Origin of the sequence: Aeromonas sp. Lyrl_2, from assembly GCF_051948815.1 — a bacterium.
Lineage (GTDB): Bacteria > Pseudomonadota > Gammaproteobacteria > Enterobacterales > Aeromonadaceae > Aeromonas > Aeromonas veronii.
Genome location: NZ_JAYJLJ010000003.1, coordinates 165615 through 190610, shown reverse-complemented (window position 1 = coordinate 190610; position 24996 = coordinate 165615). Strand labels below are relative to the sequence as shown.

Annotated in this window: 24 protein-coding genes and 1 riboswitch; of the genes, 17 read left to right on the top strand and 7 right to left on the bottom strand. The window is 57.5% G+C overall.

Translation table 11 applies throughout. The features are described from left to right. Positions 1-61 precede the first annotated feature (61 nt). On the bottom strand, positions 62-1357 hold the full coding sequence (locus VF684_RS03880; RefSeq protein ID WP_110302463.1) for an amino acid permease: 1296 nt from the start codon (positions 1355-1357) through the stop codon (positions 62-64). Positions 1358-1608: 251 nt separating this feature from the next. Here VF684_RS03880 and VF684_RS03875 point away from each other — a divergent pair, with 251 nt between their 5' ends. The 7 genes from VF684_RS03875 to VF684_RS03845 all read left to right on the top strand — a co-directional run bounded on the left by VF684_RS03875 (position 1609) and on the right by VF684_RS03845 (position 9832). After that, a complete protein-coding gene (locus VF684_RS03875) occupies positions 1609-1992 on the top strand; it encodes a Rid family detoxifying hydrolase (protein ID WP_005344164.1) in 384 nt (127 codons plus the stop codon). 22 nt (positions 1993-2014) lie between these two features. Beyond that, positions 2015-3304 carry an L-cysteine desulfidase family protein gene (locus tag VF684_RS03870; RefSeq protein WP_139746735.1) on the top strand — a complete coding sequence of 430 codons (1290 nt, stop codon included), beginning with the start codon at positions 2015-2017 and terminating at the stop codon, positions 3302-3304. 64 nt (positions 3305-3368) lie between these two features. Then, entirely contained in the window at positions 3369-4022 is a 654-nt protein-coding gene (locus VF684_RS03865; protein ID WP_005334376.1) for a helix-turn-helix transcriptional regulator, read from the top strand. A 154-nt stretch (positions 4023-4176) separates the two neighbouring features. Then, positions 4177-4764 (top strand): histidine phosphatase family protein, encoded by a 588-nt coding sequence (locus VF684_RS03860; RefSeq protein ID WP_279466496.1) that lies wholly within the window; start codon positions 4177-4179, stop codon positions 4762-4764. Positions 4765-5087: 323 nt separating this feature from the next. Further along, on the top strand, positions 5088-6713 hold the full coding sequence (locus VF684_RS03855) for a methyl-accepting chemotaxis protein (protein WP_323950003.1): 1626 nt from the start codon (positions 5088-5090) through the stop codon (positions 6711-6713). Between the two features lie 287 nt (positions 6714-7000). Continuing rightward, positions 7001-8194, top strand: a complete 1194-nt coding sequence (gene fabV / locus VF684_RS03850) for an enoyl-ACP reductase FabV (protein WP_005361765.1) — start codon at positions 7001-7003, stop codon at positions 8192-8194. Between the two features lie 162 nt (positions 8195-8356). Next, positions 8357-9832 (top strand): YfcC family protein, encoded by a 1476-nt coding sequence (locus tag VF684_RS03845; protein WP_058055838.1) that lies wholly within the window; start codon positions 8357-8359, stop codon positions 9830-9832. A 63-nt stretch (positions 9833-9895) separates the two neighbouring features. Here VF684_RS03845 and VF684_RS03840 read toward each other — a convergent pair whose 3' ends face one another. Next, positions 9896-11110, bottom strand: a complete 1215-nt coding sequence (locus tag VF684_RS03840; RefSeq protein ID WP_005334367.1) for a pyridoxal phosphate-dependent aminotransferase — start codon at positions 11108-11110, stop codon at positions 9896-9898. A gap of 381 nt (positions 11111-11491) precedes the next feature. On the opposite strand from VF684_RS03840, the gene VF684_RS03835 reads away from it, so the two are divergent. Beyond that, positions 11492-11704 carry a DUF1653 domain-containing protein gene (locus tag VF684_RS03835; RefSeq protein ID WP_005334366.1) on the top strand — a complete coding sequence of 71 codons (213 nt, stop codon included), beginning with the start codon at positions 11492-11494 and terminating at the stop codon, positions 11702-11704. 270 nt (positions 11705-11974) lie between these two features. Next, a complete protein-coding gene (gene aqpZ / locus VF684_RS03830; protein WP_005361747.1) occupies positions 11975-12664 on the top strand; it encodes an aquaporin Z in 690 nt (229 codons plus the stop codon). A 92-nt stretch (positions 12665-12756) separates the two neighbouring features. Here aqpZ and VF684_RS03825 read toward each other — a convergent pair whose 3' ends face one another. Next, positions 12757-13506, bottom strand: a complete 750-nt coding sequence (locus VF684_RS03825) for a lytic transglycosylase domain-containing protein (protein ID WP_370688921.1) — start codon at positions 13504-13506, stop codon at positions 12757-12759. Positions 13507-13834: 328 nt separating this feature from the next. Between VF684_RS03825 and VF684_RS03820 the strand changes: the two genes are divergently transcribed. Beyond that, complete coding sequence (locus VF684_RS03820) at positions 13835-14275, top strand: GNAT family N-acetyltransferase (RefSeq protein WP_041980377.1); 441 nt, start codon at positions 13835-13837, stop codon at positions 14273-14275. 5 nt (positions 14276-14280) lie between these two features. On the opposite strand, the gene VF684_RS03815 is transcribed toward VF684_RS03820, so the two are convergent. Then, positions 14281-14823, bottom strand: a complete 543-nt coding sequence (locus tag VF684_RS03815) for a DUF1439 domain-containing protein (RefSeq protein WP_162516374.1) — start codon at positions 14821-14823, stop codon at positions 14281-14283. A gap of 97 nt (positions 14824-14920) precedes the next feature. On the opposite strand from VF684_RS03815, the gene cls reads away from it, so the two are divergent. Both cls and VF684_RS03805 read left to right on the top strand, forming a co-directional pair. Continuing rightward, on the top strand, positions 14921-16402 hold the full coding sequence (gene cls / locus VF684_RS03810) for a cardiolipin synthase (RefSeq protein WP_005361740.1): 1482 nt from the start codon (positions 14921-14923) through the stop codon (positions 16400-16402). 107 nt (positions 16403-16509) lie between these two features. After that, positions 16510-17772: a DUF945 family protein gene (locus tag VF684_RS03805; protein ID WP_139440167.1), complete on the top strand. Its 1263-nt coding sequence runs from the start codon at positions 16510-16512 to the stop codon at positions 17770-17772. Between the two features lie 79 nt (positions 17773-17851). On the opposite strand, the gene purU is transcribed toward VF684_RS03805, so the two are convergent. Beyond that, positions 17852-18688 (bottom strand): formyltetrahydrofolate deformylase, encoded by an 837-nt coding sequence (gene purU, locus VF684_RS03800; protein ID WP_019445959.1) that lies wholly within the window; start codon positions 18686-18688, stop codon positions 17852-17854. Between the two features lie 258 nt (positions 18689-18946). Then, a riboswitch (FMN riboswitch) is annotated at positions 18947-19103 on the top strand. Positions 19104-19207: 104 nt separating this feature from the next. Between purU and ribB the strand changes: the two genes are divergently transcribed. Both ribB and VF684_RS03790 read left to right on the top strand, forming a co-directional pair. Continuing rightward, positions 19208-19861: a 3,4-dihydroxy-2-butanone-4-phosphate synthase gene (gene ribB, locus VF684_RS03795; RefSeq protein WP_005334344.1), complete on the top strand. Its 654-nt coding sequence runs from the start codon at positions 19208-19210 to the stop codon at positions 19859-19861. A 225-nt stretch (positions 19862-20086) separates the two neighbouring features. Continuing rightward, positions 20087-20329, top strand: a complete 243-nt coding sequence (locus VF684_RS03790) for an Lpp/OprI family alanine-zipper lipoprotein (protein ID WP_005334342.1) — start codon at positions 20087-20089, stop codon at positions 20327-20329. A 172-nt stretch (positions 20330-20501) separates the two neighbouring features. Here the strand turns inward: VF684_RS03790 and VF684_RS03785 are convergent, their stop codons facing one another. Together VF684_RS03785 and VF684_RS03780 are read right to left on the bottom strand one after the other, a co-directional pair. Continuing rightward, positions 20502-21350, bottom strand: a complete 849-nt coding sequence (locus tag VF684_RS03785; protein ID WP_201913568.1) for a tetratricopeptide repeat protein — start codon at positions 21348-21350, stop codon at positions 20502-20504. After that, positions 21347-22069 carry a 4'-phosphopantetheinyl transferase family protein gene (locus VF684_RS03780; RefSeq protein WP_201913575.1) on the bottom strand — a complete coding sequence of 241 codons (723 nt, stop codon included), beginning with the start codon at positions 22067-22069 and terminating at the stop codon, positions 21347-21349. Before VF684_RS03780 ends, VF684_RS03785 begins: the two co-directional genes overlap by 4 nt. Before the next feature lie 275 nt (positions 22070-22344). On the opposite strand from VF684_RS03780, the gene VF684_RS03775 reads away from it, so the two are divergent. The 3 genes from VF684_RS03775 (at position 22345) to VF684_RS03765 (ending at position 24924) form a co-directional block, all read left to right on the top strand. Continuing rightward, entirely contained in the window at positions 22345-22833 is a 489-nt protein-coding gene (locus tag VF684_RS03775) for a C40 family peptidase (protein ID WP_005334331.1), read from the top strand. A gap of 148 nt (positions 22834-22981) precedes the next feature. Further along, positions 22982-23953 (top strand): 23S rRNA (adenine(1618)-N(6))-methyltransferase RlmF, encoded by a 972-nt coding sequence (gene rlmF / locus VF684_RS03770; RefSeq protein WP_279474899.1) that lies wholly within the window; start codon positions 22982-22984, stop codon positions 23951-23953. A 245-nt stretch (positions 23954-24198) separates the two neighbouring features. Then, positions 24199-24924 carry a MaoC family dehydratase gene (locus VF684_RS03765; RefSeq protein WP_139440174.1) on the top strand — a complete coding sequence of 242 codons (726 nt, stop codon included), beginning with the start codon at positions 24199-24201 and terminating at the stop codon, positions 24922-24924. Positions 24925-24996 lie beyond the last annotated feature (72 nt).

Here is a 24996-nt window from a genome sequence, read left to right as displayed (position 1 = left end):
AGCCGCACCAATAGAAAACGGGCCACCCGAAGGTGACCCGCGGTCGATAAGGGGAAACCGATCAGTTGAACGCCAGGAAGGGCGAGACACAGAGCAGTAGGCCGGTGACGATGATGATGTAGAGGGAGGTGCCCTTGTACTTGTGCAGCGCCGGTACCTGATAGACCAGATAAGCCGGGATGAGACAACCTACCATGCCGAAGATGGGGCTGCAGATGGAGGTGAAGCTCAGTACCGGTGCGTTGAGCACGATGGCCCCCCAGGAGAGCATGACGGTAAACACCATGATGCCCTTACCCACCAATCCTTTGTTGATGCGGTTTTCCGGCAGCACCCGGCGCAGCAGGTTCATTGCCAGCCCCTGACAGGCTTCACGGAAACCGAGGTAAACGCCGAAGTAGGCGGTCATTACCGCAAAGATGTTGAGGGTGAGGCTCAGGAGCTTGAGGGTCTGGCCGGGCATCCCCTGGGCTACCATCGCCAGCGCGGAGATGTTCTCCTCGGAGGCTTTAACCGCCTGATCGTGGCCCATGGCCAGAGTGAAGGAGATCGCGTAGAAGAACACCACCACGAACAGGATGCCGAAGGCGATATTCATGGCGCGCATCGCCTTGAAGCGGGCCACTTCCAGCGACTTTTCCCGCGAGCGGTAGGAGATCACCATGGGGCTCAGGCTCTGGATAAAGAGGATAGAGGTGAGGGTAAAGGGCAGCATGATGATGGCATCCTTCATCCAGTCACCGGCGGCGGGCATGGCGGTGATGTTGGCCGCATCCCACTTGTCCACCATCATCAGGCCGAGCACGGCCACCACGCTGATCTTGGTCAGCACCATAAAGGTGGAGATCTTGAACAGCAGGTTTTCGCCGCGCGACGCCAGTGCCACCAGACCGCAGATCAGCACCAGACCGTAGAGCGGGTTTTCGGAGAGCAGGCCGTCGGTGACGCCGAAGCTCTGCAGGAAGGAGGCGCTGTCATTGGTGATGGCGGTGGAGTAGACGAAGACCCAGATCACCAGCATCACGAAGTAGAGGGCGCCGAGCAGCACACCCCAGTTCTTGCCAAGGTAGCCGGTGATGACGCTGGGGTAATCCTTGCACTCCGGCGAGGTGGCCAGGGTGTTGATAAAGAGGCGTTGGAACATGTACATGGCGGGGTAGCCGATCACCGCCGAGAGCAGAAAGACCCACAACCCCATCAGACCCACCTGTACCGGCAGGAAGACGATCCCTGCGCCGATGGCCATGCCGATGCTCATGATGATCCAGCCCCAGTCGGTGCTGTCGAAGCGAACCGCTTCTTTCCATTCCAGCGTGCCCATCACGGGGCTGGCGAGTGTAGTGCTATGCGCGTCCATTAAAACCTTCTTTTTTGTAGGGATGTGGGAAAGCGGCGCAAATATAGTTGAATGAAACTGTCATAAACAATGCCCATAAGAGTACTTTTGTTCAAATCAGGATGGTGATCACGGTTTATATTGAGGCCGAAAGGTGCCTTTAAACGCCATTTTTGTATCTTTTTGTTGAATGGATAAAATAAAAAGCAAATAATGTTGAACGGAATGAGATTCATGATTGCAAAAAAAATTGCACAAACAGGAGTGGCTATATGAAACGCATCATCACAGCAGCAGCGGCACCTGACGCTATCGGTCCCTACAGCCACGGCACTGCCTATGGCGACCTCATCTTTACCTCCGGTCAGTTGCCGGTCTGCAAGCAGCAGGGTGGTGTGGTGGAAGGGGGGATTGCCGCCCAGACCCGCCAGTCACTGGAAAACCTGAAATCCGTGCTTGAAGCCGCTGGCGGCTCGCTGGATACCGTGCTCAAAACCACCTGCTACCTCGCCGAGATCAGCGATTTTGCCGCGTTCAACGAGGTCTATAAAGCCTATTTCCAGAAAGATTGTCCGGCGCGCAGCTGCTTCGCAGTGAAGGATCTGCCGATGGGCGTCAAGGTTGAAGTGGAAGCGATCGCCCATATCGCTCGTTAATGCTGATAAAAAGGTTCAAGTGATGAAACAAGCGTGGCAGCAGTATCTGCAGATTATTCAACAGGTTGTCAAACCAGCGCTGGGTTGTACCGAGCCAATCGCCGCCGCCTATGCCGCGGCTGTCGCCGTCCGGCAACTGGGCTGTGAGCCCGGTCGCCTCGAGGTTGCGGTGTCGGACAATCTCTATAAAAACTCGATGGGTGTCTATGTGCCGGGCACCGGCAAGATCGGTCTGGCCATTGCGGCCGCGGCCGGTGCCATCGGCGGTAACGCCGATGCCGGGCTGGAGGTGCTGGCTGCGATCCAGCCAGCACAGGTGGATCGTGCCCAGCAGCTGATCGATGCCGGCAAGGTGCAGGTGAGCCGCACCGCCGCCCCCGAGTTTATCTTCTGCCGCGTGACCGTTTATGGCACTGATGACAAGGGTGAAGAACACAGCGCCGAAGTGACCCTCTGCGGCGGTCATACCCGCATCGTCGAGCAGCGCCGCGATGGCGAGGTGACCTTCACCGCCGATCAGAGCCAGGGCGGTGCCACCGGTTCCATCTGCGATGGCGTCGATATCAGCATCGCCGCCATCTACGAGTTCGCCACCCAGGTGGAGTTCGAGCAGATCAGGTTCATCCTCAAAGCCTCGGAGCTCAACGGCAAGCTCTCTGCCGAGGGGATGAACAACCCCTATGGTCTCGAGATCGGGCGCACCATGCAGCAGAACATCAATGCCGGTCTTATCGGCGAGGATGTGATGAACCGCATCGTGATGATGACGGCGGCTGCCTCTGATGCCCGTATGGGGGGCGCGACCCTGCCAGCCATGAGCAACTTCGGCAGCGGCAACCAGGGCATTGCCGCCACCATTCCGGTGATGGTGATTGCCGAGCGCTTTGCAGCCAGCGAAGAGCAGCTGGCTCGCGCCCTCATCATGAGCCATCTGGGCGCCATCTATATCAAGTCCCACTATCCGCCGCTGTCGGCCTTCTGTGGCAATACCGTGACCAGCGCGGCCGCCTCCATGGCCATGGTCTATCTGGCGGGCGGCAGCTTCGAGCAATCCTGCTTCGCCATCCAGAATGTGCTGAGCGACAGTGCCGGCATGGTGTGCGACGGGGCGAAGGCCTCCTGCGCCATGAAGGTGAGTACCTCCTCCGGTGCGGCGGTGCGCGGTTTCCTGATGGCCCTCAATAGCCACTCGGTGTCAGGGCAGGGGATCGTCGCAGGCAACGTGGATCAGACCATACGCAACGTCGGCCAGATGGTGAAGGAGGGCATGTCTGCCACAGACAGCACCATTATTGATATCATGTCCGCCTGATGTCCCTGTCGGTTGCTGCCCGGCGCCCATTGCCCGGCAGCAACCCTTGCAAGAAGGTCCCATTGTGAAGCTGCAAGAGTTGAGTCCGAGCGATTTTGAGATCCTCAAGTCGATGGAGAACATTGTGGACGGCATCGCCGCCATGTATGGCCAGCACACTGAAGTGCTGCTCCACAGTCTGGATGCGCGCAATCCCTCGATCGTCAAGATTGCCAACGGCCATATCACCGGCCGCAGTGTCGGCGCTCCCATCACCAACCTGGCGATGATGAAGCTCAAGAGCGGGCAGGATATCTCCAGCCCCTACATGACCAAGTGCGCCACCGGCAAGACCCTGCGCTCCATCACCACCGTGATCCGCAACGGGGAGCACAGGGCCATCGGGTTGCTCTGCATCAACAGCGACATGGATGCTCCGCTGCAATCCGTGCTGCGCACCATGATGCCGGAGTGTATGCATCCCCACGAGAGCCATGCCACCCCGGAGGTGTTCGCCCGCAACATCGACGAAGCGCTCAACAGCACCATCGACACCGTCAGTGCCGAGGTGCGTGGCAACGAGGCGGTGCCTCCGTCCCAGAAGACTCGGGTTATCGTCAACCAGCTGCACGACATGGGGATCTTCGAGTTAAAAGACAGTGCCCAGATTGCGGCGCGCCAGCTCGGGATCTCGGTCCACTCCATCTACCGCTATCTGCGGGAGATCAAGAAGGGCTGAGCTGCTTTAATCTGGCCAAATTGGCAGCAAACGGGTCAGCCCTGACCCGTTTTTTACGCCCGTTTTAGCCTCTCTGTTTGGGCCATCCTTCGGGCTCATCTGCTATCATCTTCCCCCTTTATTTTTCTATCTCTCTGAACGTGCTGGAGAAATCATGTCTCGACTCATCTATCTGCTGCGCCATGGCCAGACCCGCTTTAATGCCGAGCAGCGTCTGCAGGGGCGTTGCAACTCCGATCTGACCGACAAGGGTGAGGCGCAAGCCATCGCCATGGGGCGGCGCCTTGCCGTCGAACTGGCGGATCCCGCCCGCTGGACCGTCTATGCTAGCCCGCTCGGTCGCGCCCGTCAGACTGCATTGCTGGTGTGCGAGCAACTGGGGTTGGCGGCAGAGCGCATCGTCTGGGACGACCGGTTAATGGAGCTGGGGATGGGGGAGTGGGAGAGCTGCCAGATCCCGGCGCTGCGTCTTGCCCACCCCGAACTCGATACCGGCAAGGGGGACTGGTATCTGCAGGCACCGGGGGCCGAGAGCTTCGAGAGCATTCAGCTCCGAGCACACCAGTGGTTGCAGGATCCTGCCATCGCCGAGCGGGCCATCGTTATCTCCCACGGTCTGCTCGGTGCCATGTTGCGCGGCGTCTATGCCGATCTCGACTATGAGGCGATCTGGTCACAGGAGTTGCCCCAAGATGCCTTCTATAAGCTGCAGGATGGCCACATCACCCGCATTGCTTGCTAGTTTCGTGGACGTTGCCGCCATCAGTGCATGGACGATGCAGGCTGCAACACGCTACGGATTTTGCTTTGCGAAGATTAGACATCAACGAAATGATGAATAGACTCAAAAAGCGCATTATCAATAAGGGCATTAGCCCTTCTCCTGCGTTGATGTGTTTAAGGTCTGGTTTTGCGAACAGGTTGCAACTTGCATTGCACTATGGTGCACAGACCGCGCTTTTTAATGAGGTAAGCGGGTGATTGTATTGAAATGAGTGGTCGCGTGATGCTTGGTGTATCAATTGCATATTAAACGACCAGTGGCCTGAGTATGAGGACGACACCATGAAAGGGATCTCGGTTCGTAGCAAATTATTGATGCTGGTTGTGGTACCGCTGTTTTGTATGATTTTGCTTTGCACTCTCTCCCTTTGGGGGATGCGCCTGATGAATCAGGCTGCCCATCAGGTGAATGAAGAGGAGGTGCAGCAGTTATCCGAACTGAAGCTGATTTCAGACTTGTATGCGGTCAGTGTCGTTGATGCGATCAATAAAGCGCATGTTGGATTAATCACCCGTGAAGAGGCAAAACGTTCCGTTACTGAAGCGCAGTTAAAAGCAGCAACGGAATGGAAGCGTTACATGGCCCAGAAGATGTCTGCGGAAGAACGGGCGATTGCGGAGTCTGCCCAGGTATTGATGAACAAAGCCGACATTACACTGGATGGTATTCAGAGTGATCTTTCATTAAAAGCGCCTCTTGATAAGTCAATTCATCAATTATACAGCACGGTTGATCCTTTTAATGAGGAGCTGGGCAAGCTGGTTGAACTCCAGCTGAGATTTGCAGATGAGCATGTTGGTACCCTGGAAAGTCTGGCCGTTGATTTTTCATTTGCCTTCCTCTCCATCACCGGGATTGCCCTGTTTGCTTTATCCGTGCTGGGGATCTGGATTTTTCGCGGGATCAGTCAACCGCTCACCGCTTTGCGCAGAGCGCTTTACAAATTGCAACATGAGCAGGATTTGACCGTCACCGTCCCCGTCATTCGGGAAGATGAATTGGGGCAAGTCGCACGGGCGCTGAATGATATGGTTAGCCATTTCCGCAGATTGATTGGCGAAATGGATGACGTGGCCGAACAGTTATCGACAGGCGCCGATGCACTGAACGAGCTGGGGCTAACCAGTGCAGAGCAAATGGCCCAGCAGCGTCTGGAGACAGATCAGAGCGCTGCGGCGATGAATGAGATGAGCGCAACGGTTAACGAAATCGCCCAGAATACAAATAGTGCTGCAATTGCCGCCCGTCAGGCTGAAAACAAGGCAGAAGAGGGGCAAGCGGTTGTCAAGGAGACCATTGGGAATATGGCTCTGCTCTCTGGTCAATTACAAAATACATCCACTGTGCTGCAAAACCTGGCTATCGAGAGCAATAACATTACTCAGGTGATGGGGGTTATTCGCTCGATTGCCGAACAAACCAATTTACTGGCATTGAATGCGGCAATTGAAGCCGCCAGAGCTGGTGAGCAGGGGCGTGGCTTCGCGGTGGTGGCTGATGAAGTCCGGGTACTTGCTCAGCGCACCCAAAACTCTACCGGAGAAATCCAGAACACCGTCAATCGCCTGCAACAGAATGCAACTATGGCTGTTGATAGTATGAATATCGGATTATCTGAAGTGGAGAAGACGAATACCCTGATGCTGACGTGTGGCGTCTCTTTGGAAGAAATTGTGAGTGCGGTGGATGATCTGAATAATCTCAATGTGCAGGTCGCCGCTGCAGCCGAAGAGCAAAGCAAAGTCACCGAAGAGATGACGCGCAGCATGGTCAATATTGCCGATATCGCAGTACATACCTCGGACTCGGCAGCCCATGTATCGGCCAAGTGTCAGCGTCTTGATGAGATGGCCAAGTCAATGAGAACACAGATTAATCATTTTAAATGGCGCTCACATGCCGCTTGATATAGTTCGATGACATTCCCCCCAGGCCCCGAGAGTTCGGGGCCTTTTTGTATCATGTTGGTCGTACTGCACCTGCGTTGAAACATGTCATCGGTTTCCATGGATATGGGGAGATTCAGTACCGGACTGATGAAGTGACGCTTTCCGAAAAATTGTGCATTTTTGACGGCAGCCGTCACCCTGAATGGCCATTTTTGCCGCAGTTCAACACATCAGAGCACCTTATCGCGGCAAGATGAGGTATCTTATGCCCCGATTTCATCCATTAAACGGATCCGAGACCCCATATGATCATCAAACCCAAGGTTCGCGGCTTTATCTGCACCACCACTCATCCGGTCGGTTGTGAAGCCAATGTTCGTCGCCAGATCGCTTATACCAAGGCCAAGGGCACCATCGAGAATGGTCCCAAGAAGGTGCTGGTGATCGGCGCTTCTACCGGTTATGGCCTGGCCTCCCGGATTGCGGCTGCCTTCGGTAGCGGCGCCGCCACCCTCGGCGTCTTCTTTGAAAAAGCGGGCACCGAGTCCAAGACCGGTACCGCTGGCTGGTACAACTCTGCCGCCTTTGACAAGGCAGCCAAAGAGGCGGGCCTCTACGCCAAGAGCGTCAACGGCGATGCCTTCTCCAACGAGTGCCGCGCCAAGGTGATCGAGCTTATCAAGCAGGATCTGGGTCAAATCGATCTGGTTGTCTACTCCCTGGCCTCTCCGGTGCGCAAGATGCCGGAAACCGGAGAAGTGGTGCGCTCTGCCCTCAAGCCCATCGGTGAGGTCTACACCACCACCGCCATCGATACCAACAAGGATCAGATCATCACCGCTACCGTCGAGCCGGCGAACGAGGAAGAGATCCAGAACACCATCACAGTGATGGGCGGTCAGGATTGGGAGCTGTGGATGGCAGCCCTGCGTGATGCTGGCGTGCTGGCTGACGGCGCCAAGTCCGTGGCCTACTCCTACATCGGTACCGATCTGACCTGGCCAATCTACTGGCATGGCACTCTGGGCCGCGCCAAGGAAGATCTGGACCGCGCCGCTGCAGCCATCCGTGGCGATCTGGCTGCCAAGGGCGGCACCGCTCACGTGGCCGTGCTCAAATCCGTGGTGACCCAGGCTTCTTCCGCCATTCCGGTGATGCCGCTCTATATCTCCATGGCCTTCAAGATCATGAAGGAGAAGGGCATTCACGAGGGTTGCATGGAGCAGGTGGACCGCATGATGCGCACCCGTCTCTACGCGTCCGACATGGCGCTGGACGATCAGGCTCGCATCCGCATGGATGACTGGGAACTGCGTGAAGATGTGCAGCAGACCTGCCGCGACCTGTGGCCATCTATCACCAGCGAGAATCTTTCCGAACTGACCGATTACACCGGCTACAAGCAGGAGTTCCTGCGCCTGTTCGGTTTCGGTCTGGATGAGGTCGATTACGATGCGGATGTGAATCCGGACGTGAAATTCGACGTGGTCGAGCTCTGAGTCTGACTCAAGTGAAAACGGGGCCCCGCGGGGCCCTGTTTTTTTGGCAAAAATTCCGCTAATTTGCGGAATTTTATTATCAGCGATCACCTTTTTCCCATATCAAACCCGCTAGTCTTGCGCTGATCGGATCACAGACGGCATTGCCGAGGTACGGAAGCTATGACCACTCCAAACGAGGCGCCCAAGAAGCGCCAACTCCCCACTGTTTATACCCTGCTTTTCATCATCATCGCCCTGATGGCCGCCCTGACCTGGGTGCTGCCAGCGGGCAAATATGACTATGTCACCGCCAAGACCCAGCAGCCGGTGGCGGCAGCGGCCGTGGCCGATTACAGCGGCGACGAGCGGCTGTTGCCGGTGCCCGGCAGCTACACCGAGTTACCCGCCCACCCGCAAGGGGTATTCGAGGTGCTCAAGGCGCCCATCCAGGGTTTTCACAAGGCGGCCGATGTGGCGCTGTTCGTGCTCATCATCGGTGGTTTTCTCGCTGTGACCATGCAAAGCGGTGCGCTTGATGCTGGGGTGGGGGCCATTGTGCGTGGCTTTGCCGGGCGTGAGCGGCTGCTAATTCCTGTGTTGATCGCCCTGTTTGCCCTCGGCGGCTCCACCTTCGGCATGGCGGAGGAGACGGTAGCCTTCTGGGCGCTGATCGTGCCGGTCATGATGGCGGCTGGCTTCGATCGCATGGTGGCTGCGGGCATTATCCTGCTCGGCTCCGGGGTCGGGGTGCTCGCCTCCACCGTCAACCCGTTTGCCACCGGTATCGCCTCCGGTTTTGCCGGCATTCCCATCGGTGAGGGGATCGGTTTGCGGGTCATCCAGTGGCTGCTGCTGGTGATCTTTGCCTCCTGGTTCGTGATGCGCTACGCCAAGCAGGTGCAGCAGGACAAGTCCCGCTCCGTGCTGGCCGACATCACCTATGACGACGAGTTCTCCCAGATGAAGAGCGGCAACCTCGCCTTCACCGGCAAGCAGAAGCTCACCATGCTGGTCTTCTTCGGCACCTTCCTGCTGATGATCTATGCGGTGGTGCCCTGGTCGGACTTGGGGATCGATGTGCTGCCCACCTTTGGCTGGTGGTTTGACGAGCTATCCACCCTGTTCTTCAGTGCCTCCATCCTGATCGCGCTGATCAACCGGATGCCGGAGTCCAACTATGTGGCGACTTTCCTGAGCGGCGCTCGGGATCTTATCGGGGTGGCGCTGGTGGTGGCGGTGGCGCGCGGCATCTATGTGGTGATGGAGCAGGGCGTCATCATCGACACCATTTTACACTGGGCCGAAGGGCTGGTGACCGGACTCTCCTCGTCGGTCTTCATCCTGATGGCCTATCTGGTGCACATCATCCTGAGCTTCTTCATCCCCTCCACCTCGGGGCTGGCGACCGTCTCCATGCCGCTGATGGGGCCGCTGGCGGACTTCTCCGGCATCTCCCGGGATCTGGTGATCACCGCCTATCAGTCCGCCTCCGGCTGGATCAACCTGTTCGCCCCTACCGCCGCCCATCTGGTGGCCGGTCTGGCGCTCGCCAAGATCCCCTACGATCGCTTTGTGCGCTGGGTGCTGCCCTTTATCATCGGCGTAGCCCTCATCACCATGGCGGTGCTGGTAGCCGGTGCCCTGCTGCACGGCTGATGGCACGGATAAAACCACAGATAACAAAAAGGCTCCCGCGGGAGCCTTTTTCATGAGCCTTGCTTACTGCTTGTAGCCCTTGAGGAAGCGGGCGAGGCGGCCGATGGCATCCTCCAGCTCCTCTTCGCGGGGCAGGAACACCAGCCGGAAGTGATCCGGCGCCGGCCAGTTGAAACCGGTGCCCTGTACCAGCAGCAGCTTCTCCTGCTGCAGCAGGTCGAACACCATCTTCTGATCGTCGCGTATGTCATACACCTTGGGGTCGAGGCGCGGGAACATGTAGAGCGCCCCCTTGGGTTTGACGCAGGAGACCCCGGGGATCTCGTTCAAGAGCTCCCACGCCTTGTCCCGCTGCTTGCGCAGGCGACCGCCCGGCAGGATCAGCTCGTTGATGCTCTGATAGCCACCAAGGGCTGTCTGGATAGCGTGCTGCATCGGCACATTGGCACACAGCCGCATGGAGGCCAGCATCTCCAGCCCTTCAATGTAACCGCGAGCACGGCCTTTGGGGCCGGTGATGACCATCCAACCCTGACGGAAGCCGCAGGCGCGGTAGGCCTTGGAGAGGCCGTTGAAGGTCACCACCATCACATCGTCGCACAGGGTGCAGACGCTGGTGTGGGAGATATCGTCGTAGAGGATCTTGTCGTAGATCTCGTCGGCGAAGATGATGAGATTGTGCTGGCGGGCAATCTCGATCACTTCCAGCAGGAACTCGCTGCCGTAGACGGCGCCGGTCGGGTTGTTGGGGTTGATCAGCACCAGGCCGCGGGTACGCGGGGTGATGCGGGCGCGGATGTCGTCGAGATCCGGATACCAGTCAGCCCCTTCATCGCAGCGATAGTGCACCGCATGGCCACCGGAGAGGGTGACGGCAGCGGTCCAGAGCGGGTAGTCGGGGGAGGGTACCAGCATCTCGTCGCCGTTGTTGAGCAGCGCCTGCATCGCCATCACGATCAGCTCGCTGGCGCCATTGCCGATGTAGATGTCGTCGATATCGACCTTGCGCATCCCTTTTTGCTGGTAGTACTGCATCACCGCTTTACGGGCAGAGAAGAGCCCCTTGGAGTCGCAGTAGCCCTGGCTCAGCGGCATGTTGAGGATCACATCCTTGATGATCTCTTCCGGCGCATCAAAGCCGAACGGGGCCGGGTTGCCGATGTTGAGCTTGAGAATGCGGTGGCCTTCGTCTTCGAGACGGCGAGCCTCTTTATGCACCGGGCCGCGGATGTCATAGCAGACATCGTCGAGCTTGTGCGACTTGTCGATTGTGAACATGGTGAGTGTGATTCCTTCCCCACAGGGACGCGTTGGCGAAAAAGGCGATTTTTAGTATCAAATTTCTTTTCCCCTATTCTTCACAGAATTGAATGCTAGAACAATCCTCTTTTTAGAAGAATTCCCTGATTTTTAGCCCTAAAACAGGGTTGCTAGAACGTTAAATTCAGCACGATCTTTGGTGCTAACCAAGGTTAACTAGTGAAACATGGGGAACGAATTAACAAAGCTGCCTGACTGTGTTGCAATATCCGGATCCTGTGGCACGATTGGCTTGTGTAAAAAATCGTCTTCGTCCCCCTTTTCGATGAGTTGACTGGCACTCATGGTGTCATCTTTATGTGGTTCGCTCATCGGTGTTCACTTCTGCGAGGTTTTCCCATGCAAGCACCCGTTCCAGGCCGCTATCGCCACTTCAAGGGGGGTTACTATCAAGTGCTTGCCCTGGCTTTGCATACCGAAACTCAGGAGCAGCTGGTAATTTATCAATCCGAGCAGGATGGTCAGGTCTATGCCCGTCCCGTCGCCATGTTTATGGAGTGGATTGAGCATCAGGGGCAGGTTGTCAGCCGTTTTGCCCCTGCAGGAGACTGACCACGCCTCCGTTTTTATCGTTCAAGGGATGAGCACTCGAGCTAAACGGTGTCACAAGTTGTCGCATGACGCCCTCGGGTATGAGATGTGCAGCCGGCTGTCTTAATGATAAATCCCTTATCTAATCAACTAATTGTGACGAACATCACATTCAATGAGCTCTGCCTGCCGGGTTCGCAATCTGGACTCACACTCCCATAATGCTGCGCTTGTTCAAGCATGGGCCCTTCTCGGGTCTTGTTCGGTGTTATCTCAAATGGGAGAAATAATGTGAAACCTGTTGCTGCTGAGTTTATGGGCACTTTCTGGCTGGTATTGGGCGGGTGCGGCAGTGCCGTGCTGGCTGCAGCCTTCCCTCACGTCGGTATTGGTCTGCTGGGGGTCTCGCTGGCTTTCGGTCTGACCGTGCTGACCATGGCGTTTGCCATCGGCCATATCTCCGGTTGCCACCTCAATCCGGCCGTGACCGTCGGCTTGTGGGCGGGTGGTCGTTTTCCGGCATCCGGTGTACTGCCTTATATCGTGGCGCAAGTGCTGGGTGGCATTGCCGCTGCTGCCGTGCTTTACGTGATTGCCAGCGGTCAGGCCGGGTTTGATCTCTCTGCCGGTTTTGCTTCCAACGGCTACGGTGAGCACTCTCCGGGTGGTTATAGCCTGACTGCCGCACTGGTGTGTGAAGTGGTGATGACCGGTTTCTTCCTGTTCGTCATCATGGGCGCCACCGATAGCCGTGCGCCTGCCGGTTTCGCGCCGATCGCCATCGGTCTGTGCCTGACCCTGATCCACCTCGTCAGCATTCCGGTGACCAATACCTCGGTCAACCCGGCCCGCAGTACCGGTGTTGCGCTGTTTGTCGGTGACTGGGCCATCAGCCAGCTGTGGCTGTTCTGGGTTGCCCCGATTGTCGGTGCCATTCTGGGTGCGCTGGCTTATCGCCTGGTGGCGACTGAGCAGAAGTAATCATTTGCGAAACAAAGTGTGGTATCGACACGCCTGCGGGCGTGTTTTTTGTTTCTGGAGGGGCGAGAAAAGAGCATTAACCGAGGCTAACCTCAGAGCCCTTTGGCCTGCAGCATCTCTTTGTAGCGCAGGTGGAGGAGCTGGACGCGCTCCACATAGGCACGGGTTTCCGCATAGGGCGGGATACCGCCATGTTTTTGTACGGCACCAGCGCCGGCGTTGTAGGCCGCGGTCGCCAGCGCCACGTTGCCGTCATACTGCTTGAGCAGTCCCGCCAGGTATTTCACCCCGCCGAAAATATTCTGCTCCGCCAGCAAGGCATTGCCGACCCCCAGCTCCCGCGCCGTGGCGGGCATCAGCTGGGTCAGCCCCATCGCCCCCTTGCGGGAGACCGCCAGTGGATTGAAAGCGGATTCCGCATGGATCAGCGCCCGGATCAGCGCAGGCTCAACCTGATAGGTTTTGGCGGCAGCCTTGATGGTGCTGGCATAGTCATAGAGAAACAGCCCTGTGGTCTGCCAGTTGACGCTGGATTTGGGATCGCAGGCGAAGCAGTCATTGAACAGCAGCAGCTCGTAATGGCCCTCTTCGGGTGCCATATCGGAGTAGCGAACCACCCCGTTCTGCTGCACCGATTTATAGACCTGGATCTGCTTCTTGCCGTTGGTGGCGACTGCTGCTGTTTGAGCGGTGTCGGGTTGTGAGGCGGGAGTGGCATCTTTGCTCGGACGCAAGGGGGAGGGCGCTGCGGTCAGGAAGATCACCTCCGCGGGGGGGGGAGTCTGGCTCCATCCGCTCAGGGGGATCAACAACATATGGCCTGCCAGCATCCATGCTTTCAACCCTAATACTCCTTCTTGTGATGACCATGTTGAGTAAAGCATCATGACGAGGGCAGAACAAGCGGCCAACAGGGGGCAAATGATCCGATTCGGTGACCGGGATCAAAGTATCCGCCGCAATAAAGGATTGTCATCATAAAGCACGGTTGTGGCAGTCGGGCGGTGGGTCATGGCCTCTTCCACCGGGTAAGCAAGCTGCCCACGACGTCCGCTTTTTTGTTGACGAAAGGCATGCTATCGTGCTGGCGTCATGTGGTCGGATTAGCGCACCGTATCTGGCACTAATAACTGATTATCAAAGGATTTGTCTGTGACAAGCAAGCTGGCGATGGAACTCACTTTCGAAGAGTACTGCGACGCCGACCTCTCCCTTATCAGGGACTATTACGAGACGACGTTTTCCCACTATGTGCCGGATCTGGCCGAGCGGATCTTTGTCGTGCGTGATGCTCACTGGCTGGTGGGGGCGGTTCGGTTACGGGACGAGGAGGAGTTTTACCATCTGTGCGGTTTTCGCCTGTTGCCCCACTACCAGTCGCTGGGATTGGGGTCACGGCTGCTGCAGCACGCCTGTCACGGTCTGTTGGACAAACCTGTGGTCTGTCAGGCGCTGCCCTTCGAGAAGCCTTTCTATCTCAAAGCCGGGTTTGCCGATATGCCCCTCAATCAATTGAGCGGGTCGCTCTTCTCCCTCTACGAGCGGCAGCAGCAGCAGGGTTATCAGGTGGAGCTGCTGGTACGGGATACCACCCAGCCCCTCCTGAATTGAGCGGTTTAGCGGGGTTTGGTCAGTAGGTGGATCTTGCCCGGTGACAGCTCCAGCCCCAGCAGATTCTCCTTCAGCCAGGCCTGATCCGGATCCTTGTCATTGAGTTTGTAGACTGGTTTGGTCTCGAGCCGCTTCTCCATACTCTGCAGCAGCATGTTGAGCATCAGTCCGAACTTCTTCTCGGCCGCCTCCGGCTCCAGCTTGTACTCCACCAGCTTCATGTTATCGAGAAACAGCGCGCTCTGGCTCTTGTCATAGCGGGGTCTCGCCTCATAGGTCATCTGCAGGCGGGCGTCATATTCGGTATTGTCTGGCAGGGCGATTTTGAGCTTGCCCTTGCCATAGACCCGGGCGGTATCGGGGCGTTGGCGACCGATCTGGACATCGCTTTGCTCAAGCATCACATGGGCCTTGATGATGCCCGGCAGCTCCAGCTGTTTGTCGACTTGTATCTGAGATTGCAGGTACTGGTTTATCTGTTGCTCATTGATGTCATATGAGCCTTGGCCTAGCATGGCCAGGCTGAGCAGCATAGATTGCAGAATCATGCGTGCGACCTGATAGAATGGATTTGCCTTACAGCATACCATCCCGGCCGGTTGGGGTCTGCCCACCGCGCTGTTTGTCGATTAGAAGGAGTCCCCGTTGTTTAACGGTCTGGAACACGATCTTCAACTGCTGTTTTCCCGTTTTCTGGGTTGGCTGCTACTGCTTTTTCATACCGTGATTGTCACCGGTGTGTCGTTTCGGGTGGTGATGAAACGCCGTCCCATCGGGGTGTCGCTGGCCTGGCTAGCGCTGATCTATGCCATTCCGTTTGCCGGGGTGGGTTTCTATGTGCTGTTTGGTGAAATAAAGCTGGGGCGCCGTCGTGCCGAGCGCGCCCAGGCCATGTATCGCCCTTATGCCATCTGGATCCGCCAGCTGGCCCGTCTGTTCCCGCAACACTGCTGCGAAGTGGGCGCCAAGGCACAGCCGCTGCACGATCTCATCCAGGGACGGCTCGCCATGCCGATGCTCTCCGGCAACCGTATGACCTTGCTCAACAAGCCGGACTGGATCTTGCGCGAGATTGCCCAGGATATCCGTCGCTCGACCCTCTCCTGCTATCTGGAGTTCTATATCTGGCATCCGGGCGGCGATGCCGACGAGGTGTGCGAGGCGCTCATTGAAGTGGCGCAACGCGGCGTGGATTGTCGCTTGCTGCTCGATTCGGTGGGCAGTAAACAGTTCTTCCGCTCCCACTGGCCCAAAAAGCTGCGCAAGGCGGGGGTCAAGCTGGTGGAGGTGCTGCCGGTCGGCGCCTGGCGCATTCTGTTCCAGCGTCAGGATCTGCGGATGCACCGCAAGCTGGTGGTGATCGATGACAGGGTGGGTTACACCGGCTCAATGAACATGGTGGATCCCCGTTTCTTCAAGCAGGATGCCGGGGTCGGCCAGTGGGTCGACATCATGATCCGGGTGCAGGGGCCCATGGTGCCGCTGATGTGGTCGATCTTTGTCTGGGACTGGGAGATGGAGACCGGCGAGCGGCTGCTCGACAGTTTGCAACATGAGCCGGAAGCCTGGCCCCAGACCAACTACCGCGCCCAGCTGATCCCGTCCGGCCCCTTCGTCGGTGGCGACTGCATCCAGCAGAGCCTGCTGCTGGCCATCTATCAGGCGCGCAGCCATCTGGTGCTGACGACCCCTTACTTTGTACCCGACGATCCGCTGGCGGCCGCACTCAGCTCGGCGGCGGCGCGCGGAGTGCAGGTGCAGCTGGTGTTGCCGGCACGCAACGACTCCATCATGGCCAATTACGCCTGCAACGCCTTTATGGAGGAGCTGCTGGCGGCCGGGGTGGAGATCTACCGCTACGATGCCGGTCTGCTCCATACCAAGAGCGTGCTGGTGGATGATGACTTCGCGCTGGTGGGGACGGTCAATCTGGATCGGCGCAGCCTCTGGCTCAACTTCGAGGTGACCCTGTTGGTGGACAACCCCTCGTTCGTGGCCCAGATGACCCGGCTGGTACAGGGCTATATGGCGGAAGCTACCCCGATGACCCTGGCCCAATGGCAGGCCCGCCCCTGGTACAAGAAGGCGATGGAGAACATCTTCTATCTCTTCAGCCCCTTGCTGTGATGTTGTGGCGAGCCGTAAGAAAGTGGACTCGCCATCTGATTGGACTTGCCTAGCCCCGAGTCCGCCCCGTAGAGTGCAGTGACAACTCCCTGGAGACACATGGATATATGAAAAAGATAGTGGCCCTCGCCGTGGGTGCGGCACTGGTAGGTGGTGGTCTGGCTGCGTGCTGGTACACGGGCAACAGCTTCGACAACATCATGGCGGAGCAGATCGCCAAGGTAGAGCAAGAGACCGGTATCGACATGCAGTGGCAGCCGGGTAGCAGCAACCTCTTCACCCGTGACGGGATCCTGAAGGTCGTGGTGACGCCGGAGGAGCTGGCTGCCATCGACAGCGAGCTGGAGGGCAGTCAGCCCATCGAGTTGCAACTGGTGGTCAAGAGCCAGATCCTGCCGCTCTACATCAAGAGCCACTTCCTGCTCGATACCCATAATGGCACTCTGGCACCGGTCTTTACCGCACTGGGTATGGAGCAGTGGGAGCTCGGTCTGGAGTCGGTCACCAGTCTCTGGACCCAGGGTAACAGCAGCCGTTTCTGGGCCAATGAATTCAAGATCAAACAGGGGCTGGACGAGTTCAGCTTCCTGCCCCTGAGCGGTGAGTTCCACGGCAATCTGGAGGGGAATGGTCACCTCACCATGACCTGGCAGGGGATGACGGTCCATGAAGAGCAGAGCAAGATGGACTTGGTGCTGGCCGATCTGAAAGGGAGTGCCGACATTGCCGAGATCAGCGGTGTGCTCCTCTCGCCCCAGAGCGAGATGACCCTCTCGGCCCTCACGGTACAACTTCCTGACAGCGTCAAGGTTGCCCTGCAGGGGATGACTACCGAGACTCAGCTGACCGGTGATGATGTCCAGACCCTCTCCAGCAGCTATCAGATGAAAATTGCCAAGCTGGATCTGGAGAACGAGACCGACACCCTGGCGGTGACCGACAGCAAGTTGGCGCTCAACCTCAACGGTCTGGATCTGGAAGGGTATCAGGGGCTGCAGGCCGCCGGTGGCAAGGGGGTTGAAGATGCTGCCATCCAGCAGGCGCTGGACAAGATGCTCAAACGTGGCGCGACCCTTGAACTGGCCGATCTCAGCGCCAAGCTCAACGGTGAAGCGGTGACCATGAAGGGGGACGTGAAGCTGGCCTCTACCTCGCTGGAGCAGCTGTTCAACAGCGACGCGGGGATGCAGGCCCTCTCCGGCGTGCTGCATGCCAGCCTCAGCGACAAGCTGGGCAAGGCGGTGCCGCAACTGGCCCCCATGCTCGATCAGCTGACCCTGATGGGTTATCTGAAGGCCGACAAGCAAGCGCTGACCTCCGAGTTGAAGCTGGAGAAGGGCGCGGTGACGGTAAACGATCTGCCGCTCTGACACTCGGCGCAGAAACAACAACGGCTCCCGCGGGAGCCGTTGTTGTTTCTGGCGTTTGCATACGAGCCATGTGGGCGGATTACTTGAAGACCACCGTCTTGTTGCCGTAGACGAACACCCGCTCGTTCAGTACCAGCTCCAGCGCGCGGCTCAGCACCGATTTCTCCACATCCCGACCCGCCTTGGCCATGTCGTCCGCACTGAAGGCGTGACCGACGTGGATCACGTCCTGTTCGACAATGGGGCCTTCATCCAGATCGTCGGTCACGAAGTGGGCGGTGGCACCGATCAGCTTGACGCCGCGATCAAACGCCTGCCGGTAGGGGCGGGCACCGATGAAGGCGGGCAGGAAGGAGTGGTGGATGTTGAGGATCTTGCGCGGATAGGCCTCGACGAAGCTCGGGGTCAGCACCCGCATGTACTTGGCCAGGATCACATAGTCAGGCTCATAGCTGTCGATAATGGCGCGAACTTGCTCTTCATGTTCGGTCCGGCTCAGATCATCGTGACTGACGGTGTGGAACGGGATATCGAACTTGCCGGTGAGCTCGGCCAGGGTGTCGTAGTTGCCGATCACCGCGACGATATCCATATCCAGCGCGCCCGCGTAGTTCTTCATCAGAATATCGCCGAGGCAGTGGGTCTCCTTGGTCACAAGGATGACGATGCGCTTCTTGCCCGCCTTGACCAGACGGCGCTGGGCGCCGGTGGGCAGGGCATCATCGAGGTCGGCCAGCAGGGTTTCGTCGTTGAAGCGCCCCTCCAGCTCGGTACGCATGAAGAAGCGGCCATTCTCGTGATCCACAAACTCATCGTTCTTGATGATGTTGAGCTGGTGCTTGTAGCAGATGTTGGTGATCTTGGCGATGAGCCCTTTGGCATCCGGGCAATCCGTGAGCAGTATTTTCTTTTCCATCTCTGTCATTTTCCGTTTGTGGTGTTGGCGCTGCTGTCTGCGCCGGCTGCGTTGTTCAGGCTCTTTTTCGGGCTCTGTTTTTTTGTTTCGGGAACTATGCCATAAACCGATCCGAGCCATAAAGAAATTCGCCAGTCATGGCCTCTCGCGCTGGCGAGCGGGCCGCAGAGCGGGATCCCGGGCGCAATGTTGAAACGCTTTTCAGCCTGCGGGGTATTTTGGCTGGTATCTGCAACCGTTTTTCTTTAGGCTGTCTGCGCTTATTCTCAGGGCGGGGTGCAATTCCCCACCGGCGGTATCCCGATTGACTCGGGGAGCCCGCGAGCGCCCGACTTGGCTGATTGCCGGGTCGGGGTCAGCAGATCCGGTGAGATGCCGGAGCCGACGGTCATAGTCCGGATGAAAGAGGATAAGACAGACCTTGCCGTGTTGGCCCTTGTGGGCTGGCCGCTGCATGCCCGTCTCTGTCTGCCTTTCCATGCCCTGATTCTGGTCCTTGTCTTGTTTAGGAGTTTTACCATGAATCAGTCTCTACTCAGTGAATTCGGTGATCCCGTTGCCCGTGTCGAAGCGGCGCTGTCTGCCTTGCGTGCCGGAGGCGGCGTGCTGGTGGCCGACGATGAAGATCGGGAGAACGAGGGCGACCTCATTTTCGCCGCCGAATCCATGACCAATGAACAGATGGCGTTGATGATCCGCGAGTGCTCCGGCATCGTCTGCCTCTGCCTGCCCGACGAGCGGGTTCGCCAGCTCGAACTGCCGATGATGGTGGAGGCCAACTCCAGCCACTACCAGACTGCCTTTACCGTGACCATCGAAGCGGCGCAGGGGGTCACGACCGGTGTCTCGGCGGCTGATCGCATCACCACCATCCGCGCAGCCATCGCAGACGGCGCCAAACCGGGTGATCTGCACCGCCCGGGTCATGTTTTCCCGTTGCGGGCGCGAACCGGTGGGGTGCTTACCCGCCGTGGTCATACCGAAGCGACGGTCGATCTGATGCAGCTGGCCGGCCTCAAACCGTTTGGTGTGTTGTGTGAATTGACCAAAGAAGATGGCTCGATGGCGCGTCTGCCAGACCTTGTTGCGTTCGGTCGCAAGCACCAGATGCCGGTGCTGACCATCGAGGATCTGGTGCAATATCGTCAATTGTTGTCAGAACGTACAGCCTGAGCCTCATACGAAATTGTAATAAGGCAAAAATTTGGTTAACCTTTGTCCGTGCCCCCACCACACGGCACTCATTTTTTAGACGAATCTGGACAAAAACTGTTCATTCAAAAAAAAATGAGGGTTTTAATGCATTTATCTGTGGTGAGGACTATGCAAAGTAGGATTTTTTTGTGCCATAATCACGCCGCTTGCTAAACGTCTGGCGAGTTCAAGGGAGCTTTAAAAATGAAAAAATTGTTGTTGGTAGGTGTTGTTGGTCTGTCCGCTCTGCTGGGCGGTTGTGCAAACACCAGCGAACTGGAAACTTCCGTTCAGAATCTGTCTAACAAAGTTGACCAACTGGCTCAAGATGTTAGCGCAGTTCGTGCTGATCAGTCCAAAATCGCTGCTGATGTTGCCGAAGCCAAGCAAGAAGCTATGCGTGCTAACCAGCGCATCGACAACATGGCTACTTCCTACAAGAAGTAATCCATGCGAAAAAAATGGCGCAGTTTTGCGCCATTTTTTTTTGCCTGAAATTCACCGTATCTCCACTATTCCCACAGCAACTTATTTCCACAATACCTTCTTCGTACTTGACCCATGAGGTCATGCCGGTCTCCCGACACTCCCCCATCATTACCAGCCAGTTCGATTCCGCTCAGTAGAGTAGACTATAGAGTTTGCGACGGTAGCTCTGTGCCGCCGGTGTGCTGCCCATGGTCGCCAGAATATCGAGATAGGTCTTTCTGGCATCGCCGAATGCCAAATCCCGCTTGAGGATCTCCAGCAGCAGTCCCAACGCATCTTCCTGACGGCCTGCCTGGTTGTATTGCACCGCCAGCTCCTGAGCCAGGGCAAAATCATCAGGCTGTTCTGCATGGCGGGCTTCCAGCGCGCGCAGCTCCGGGCTGTCTGCCGCTTGCAGGGCCAGCGCCAGTCGTGAGCTCAGGGTATGGAAGTGGCCATCCTGCGCCGCCATCGGGATGGTGCCGAGGCGCTCCTGCGCTTCATCCAGCAGGTTGAGGTCGAGGGCAGCTTGAATGAGCCACAGGCTGATGTCGTGACGTTCAGGAGCCAGCTGGTGTGCCTTGGTCAGATGGGCATAGGCGATGCTGGGCTGCTCGTCAGCCAGCGCCTGTTGTCCCTTGGCCAGCAACTCTTCCTCTTCTTTGGGGGCGAAGGCGGAGAAATACTGGCGCAGGGTGGCTTCATCCTGCGGTCCTTCGATGATCCCCTGTTCGTCAGGGCGACCCTGATGGAACAGCACCAATGCGGGCAGGGCGCGCAGGCCGAGCTGGCTGGCCAGCGGTTGCAGTTGGGGATCGTTCATATCCACCTTGGCCAGGGTGACCTGCTCATTGGCGGGCCCAACCAGTGATTCGATCAGCGGTGTCATCCCCTGGCACTCCGGCATCTGCGGAGCATGGAAATAGATGACGATCGGCTTCTTCATGGACGCATCGATAAGTTCAGCGTGAAAATTCTGGGGAGTAATGTCGACGATCATGAGTTGGACTCTTCAGAAAGGGTGTTGAGTAACATGGGGTTAAGCGAGTGGCAATTCAAGCGCTCATCCAGCCGGTAAAAGGTCACGGGGGCTGCCGTCGCCGCGAGACTGAGCCAGCCGCTGGCAAAGGGCCAATCCTGTACCTGATAAGGGGTGTCATCGAGTCGGTTGTCGAGTCGCCACCCTTCCTCCGGGATAAATCGTACCTTCTCCAGCCCCGCCGCTATGCCGCCACCGTGGGCTTTCAGTACCGCCTCCTTGCGTGACCAGAGCCGGTAGAAGGCGCTCTCCTGCTCTTGAGCAGGCTGTGCGCAGAGCCACTCATATTCACTCTGTGCATAAAAGCGGCGGGCCAGGGGGAGGGGATGATGCCGCCGTTTGCCCAGTTCGATATCCACTCCAAGCGGCCCCTGCGGGCAGAGCGCCAACACCAGCCAGCTGCCACTGTGGCTCAGATTGAACTGCCAAGCATCATCATGCAGTCCGGGCTTGCCGTGGGGGCCGTTGCAAAATTGCAGACTGGCGGCAGGTTGTTGCAGCCGCTCAGCCAATAGCTGGCGCAGCAGGGCGCGGCTCACCAGATATTCCTGACGCCGTTCAGGATGGGTCATGGCTTGCCAGATATGTTGCTCATCGGTTGACAGCCATTCAGGCAATTGAGCAAGCAGTTCCTGGCATACCCTGGCCGGTTTTAACAAAAAAAGATCGGTTTCGATCATGATTTTTCACTTTAAAAAGGTGCTGAAGCAGGGATAAAAGCCAGTTATCTAGGAGGCCCAAGGCTCTTTTTGCGATTGTATATTGTTTGGGCATGATCACATTAATTATGAAAAATCGTGCATTTCCTTGCAAAAATGTGAGCTTGATAGGGATTTTCACTTGCCTCGATAGAATTCTTGGATATAGTCGGGTGCTGTTGCCTTATAAATTGCCCTTTGGGGCCGTATTTTAACAAGATTTACTATTTAGCGGGGATAAAGGATTGCGCCACCTGATGCTACTGCTGGTCGCGCTCGGAATGGTGGGTTGTGCCTCGGCACCCCAACCCGAGGTCGCGAGCAAGATCGAAGTTTCCATGGTTGAACCTGTCATCGAACCGGAAGCTTCCCAGACACCTGATGTGAATGAAATCCTGACTGTATATAAAGAGTGGCGTGGTGTTCCGTACCGGATGGGTGGCAGCAGCCAGCGCGGTATCGATTGTTCCGCCTTTGCCCGTGAAGTGTTCCGCAATGCCGTCGGTATCGAATTACCCCGCGATACCCGCTCCCAAGTCCATGAAGGGACGCGCGTTTCCAAGCAGGATCTGGTCGAGGGTGACTTGGTCTTCTTCAAAATCAATCGTCGTCTCAACCACGTTGGTATCTATGTTGGCAATGGTGAATTCATCCACGCCTCGACTCGAGCCGGTGTGACGCGTTCCAAGTTGGATAGCCAATATTGGCGCAACAAGTTCTGGCAAGCTCGCCGGATCGATATCTGAGTCAGGCTGGACAAACGGCTCGCAGTACGGACTGTTTTTCCAACCTCACTTGAACCGGGCTCGATAGCCCGGTTTTTTATTGCCCTCGTTTAGACTTTCCCGAGTCAAATCACTATAGTGTGGGCCCGTTTTCTTCGGCAGGCTCAGCATGAAACCCCGCATCCCATCAGCCGGTGGCCCCAAGTCGGGCGACCGCAAATCCGGACTTCACTCCCGTAATCGCCATCAGGCGGGTTACGACTTTGAGGCGCTCTGCCTGCGAACTCCCGAATTGGCCGCTCATGTCTTTATCAATGACTACGGCACCCGCACCATCGATTTTGCCAATCCCGATGCAGTGAAGTCCCTCAATCGCGCCCTGCTGGCCCATCACTACGGGATTGCCCACTGGGACTTGCCTGCCGGTTACCTCTGCCCGCCTATCCCGGGACGGGTGGACTACCTGCACTGGGCGGCCGACCTGCTGGCCGAGAGCGCAGGCCAGCTCCCTACCGGCAAGGGGGTGAGGGTGCTGGATATCGGGGTGGGGGCAAACTGCATCTATCCGCTACTCGGCTGCCGCGAATATGGCTGGCGTTTTGTGGGATCGGATATCGATCCGGTCTCGGTCAAGGCGGCAACCCTGCTGGCCAAGAGCAACGGACTCGGCAACCAGATTGAGTGTCGTTTGCAGGGTAACCCCAACCATGTGTTTCGCGGCATCATAGGGCCGAAGGAGCGCTTCGCCCTGACGCTGTGCAATCCGCCGTTCCATGCATCGCTGGAAGAGGCGAGCAAGGGGACGGAGCGCAAGCTGCGCAATCTGGGCAAGGAGGTGACAGGCGCTCCTGTGCTTAATTTTGGCGGCCAGAAGGCCGAGCTCTGGTGCGAAGGGGGCGAGGCGGCGTTTCTGGCCAACATGATTGCCCAGAGCAAGGAGTTTGCCACTCAGTGCCTCTGGTTCAGCTCGCTGGTGTCGAAAAAAGAGAACTTGCCGGGGGCGAAAAAGGCGTTGAGCCGGGTGGGGGCGCGTCAGGTACGGGTGATCGATATGGCGCAGGGCAACAAGGTGAGCCGGATCCTCGCCTGGTCCTTTCTGGATGAAGAGGGATTGCGTAGCGGCTGGTCGAGCGTGCGCTGACTCCCCACAACAAGGCCCGATGAGGGCCTTTTTTCATGATGAGCCCCGCGAATTTCCCCTGCTGGCGGCATTTTTGGCAATCGATTTCCTCATTGGCAGATCGTGCTGGTTTACATGGTGTAAGTAGTTACTTCCGCCTTGGTACAGGTGTACGCCGAGATTTTTTTGCACTTACAGCTGAAACTTTAATAAAATAGGACTGGTTAGACCTCTTTACAGGCATTGAATCAAATAGGGATCGGTAGATGAAAGTTGTCGATTTTCTGAAGCGCAAGCGCGAAATTCTGGCGCAGCACCCCTTTGAGCTCAAGGATTGGCTCTCTCCGGCGATCCGCGACTACTGGCGTGAGTTTCAGCAAAAGGCACATCTTCACCCTTTGCTGGGGCGTGTGCTGGACTTGCAAGCCGAGTCCCAGAGCGAGCAGCAACAGGATGCAGCAACCGTGGCACAAGTAGCCAACGGTCAGCCTACCGTGGCTCAGGAACCCGCTGTTGAGCTGGGGGCCGAGGCGGCCGAGCTCTATGCCGCCCTGCAGGCTCGCATTGGTGAAGAGACCCATGTCGGCGAGTGGCTGCACGTCAGCCAGCAGATGATCGATCAGTTTGCTGCAGTGACCGGGGATCACCAGTGGATCCACACCGATCCGGAGCGTGCGGCCGCCGAGTCGCCTTTCAAGACCACCATCGCCCACGGCTTCCTGACCCTGGCGCTGCTGCCGCAGTTGACCGGCTCGGTCGATGAGGCCACCCCCGAGTTCCCGACCGCCCGCATGGTGGTGAACTTCGGGCTGGATCAGGTACGTTTCCCGTACCCCATCAAGGTGGACAGCAATATCCGCGCCCGCACCAAGCTGGCCCGGGTCACCCCCATCAAGGGTGGGCTGGAGCTGCTCAAAGAGATCAAGGTTGAGATCGAAGGGATCCGCCGCCCGGGTTGCGTCATCGAGTCGGTGACCCGCATCTACTTCTGAGCCCCCTCATCGGCATGAATGGTGAAACGGGCCCGCTGTCGTGTGCAACGAACAGCGGGCCCGTTTTTTTGC

What these genes read in the sequence shown, in the direction of transcription:
- fabV (WP_005361765.1), top strand. Translation starts at nt 7,001, where the DNA reads ATGATCATCAAACCCAAGGTTCGCGGCTTTATCTGCACCACCACTCAT.
- VF684_RS03775 (WP_005334331.1), top strand. Translation starts at nt 22,345, where the DNA reads ATGCTACTGCTGGTCGCGCTCGGAATGGTGGGTTGTGCCTCGGCACCC.
- VF684_RS03860 (WP_279466496.1), top strand. Translation starts at nt 4,177, where the DNA reads ATGTCTCGACTCATCTATCTGCTGCGCCATGGCCAGACCCGCTTTAAT.
- VF684_RS03875 (WP_005344164.1), top strand. Translation starts at nt 1,609, where the DNA reads ATGAAACGCATCATCACAGCAGCAGCGGCACCTGACGCTATCGGTCCC.
- rlmF (WP_279474899.1), top strand. Translation starts at nt 22,982, where the DNA reads ATGAAACCCCGCATCCCATCAGCCGGTGGCCCCAAGTCGGGCGACCGC.
- VF684_RS03845 (WP_058055838.1), top strand. Translation starts at nt 8,357, where the DNA reads ATGACCACTCCAAACGAGGCGCCCAAGAAGCGCCAACTCCCCACTGTT.
- VF684_RS03880 (WP_110302463.1), bottom strand. Translation starts at nt 1,357, where the DNA reads ATGGACGCGCATAGCACTACACTCGCCAGCCCCGTGATGGGCACGCTG.
- VF684_RS03820 (WP_041980377.1), top strand. Translation starts at nt 13,835, where the DNA reads ATGGAACTCACTTTCGAAGAGTACTGCGACGCCGACCTCTCCCTTATC.
- VF684_RS03785 (WP_201913568.1), bottom strand. Translation starts at nt 21,350, where the DNA reads ATGATCGTCGACATTACTCCCCAGAATTTTCACGCTGAACTTATCGAT.
- VF684_RS03870 (WP_139746735.1), top strand. Translation starts at nt 2,015, where the DNA reads ATGAAACAAGCGTGGCAGCAGTATCTGCAGATTATTCAACAGGTTGTC.
- VF684_RS03835 (WP_005334366.1), top strand. Translation starts at nt 11,492, where the DNA reads ATGCAAGCACCCGTTCCAGGCCGCTATCGCCACTTCAAGGGGGGTTAC.
- VF684_RS03780 (WP_201913575.1), bottom strand. Translation starts at nt 22,069, where the DNA reads ATGATCGAAACCGATCTTTTTTTGTTAAAACCGGCCAGGGTATGCCAG.
- purU (WP_019445959.1), bottom strand. Translation starts at nt 18,688, where the DNA reads ATGGAAAAGAAAATACTGCTCACGGATTGCCCGGATGCCAAAGGGCTC.
- VF684_RS03855 (WP_323950003.1), top strand. Translation starts at nt 5,088, where the DNA reads ATGAAAGGGATCTCGGTTCGTAGCAAATTATTGATGCTGGTTGTGGTA.
- VF684_RS03815 (WP_162516374.1), bottom strand. Translation starts at nt 14,823, where the DNA reads ATGATTCTGCAATCTATGCTGCTCAGCCTGGCCATGCTAGGCCAAGGC.
- VF684_RS03805 (WP_139440167.1), top strand. Translation starts at nt 16,510, where the DNA reads ATGAAAAAGATAGTGGCCCTCGCCGTGGGTGCGGCACTGGTAGGTGGT.
- VF684_RS03840 (WP_005334367.1), bottom strand. Translation starts at nt 11,110, where the DNA reads ATGTTCACAATCGACAAGTCGCACAAGCTCGACGATGTCTGCTATGAC.
- ribB (WP_005334344.1), top strand. Translation starts at nt 19,208, where the DNA reads ATGAATCAGTCTCTACTCAGTGAATTCGGTGATCCCGTTGCCCGTGTC.
- VF684_RS03790 (WP_005334342.1), top strand. Translation starts at nt 20,087, where the DNA reads ATGAAAAAATTGTTGTTGGTAGGTGTTGTTGGTCTGTCCGCTCTGCTG.
- VF684_RS03765 (WP_139440174.1), top strand. Translation starts at nt 24,199, where the DNA reads ATGAAAGTTGTCGATTTTCTGAAGCGCAAGCGCGAAATTCTGGCGCAG.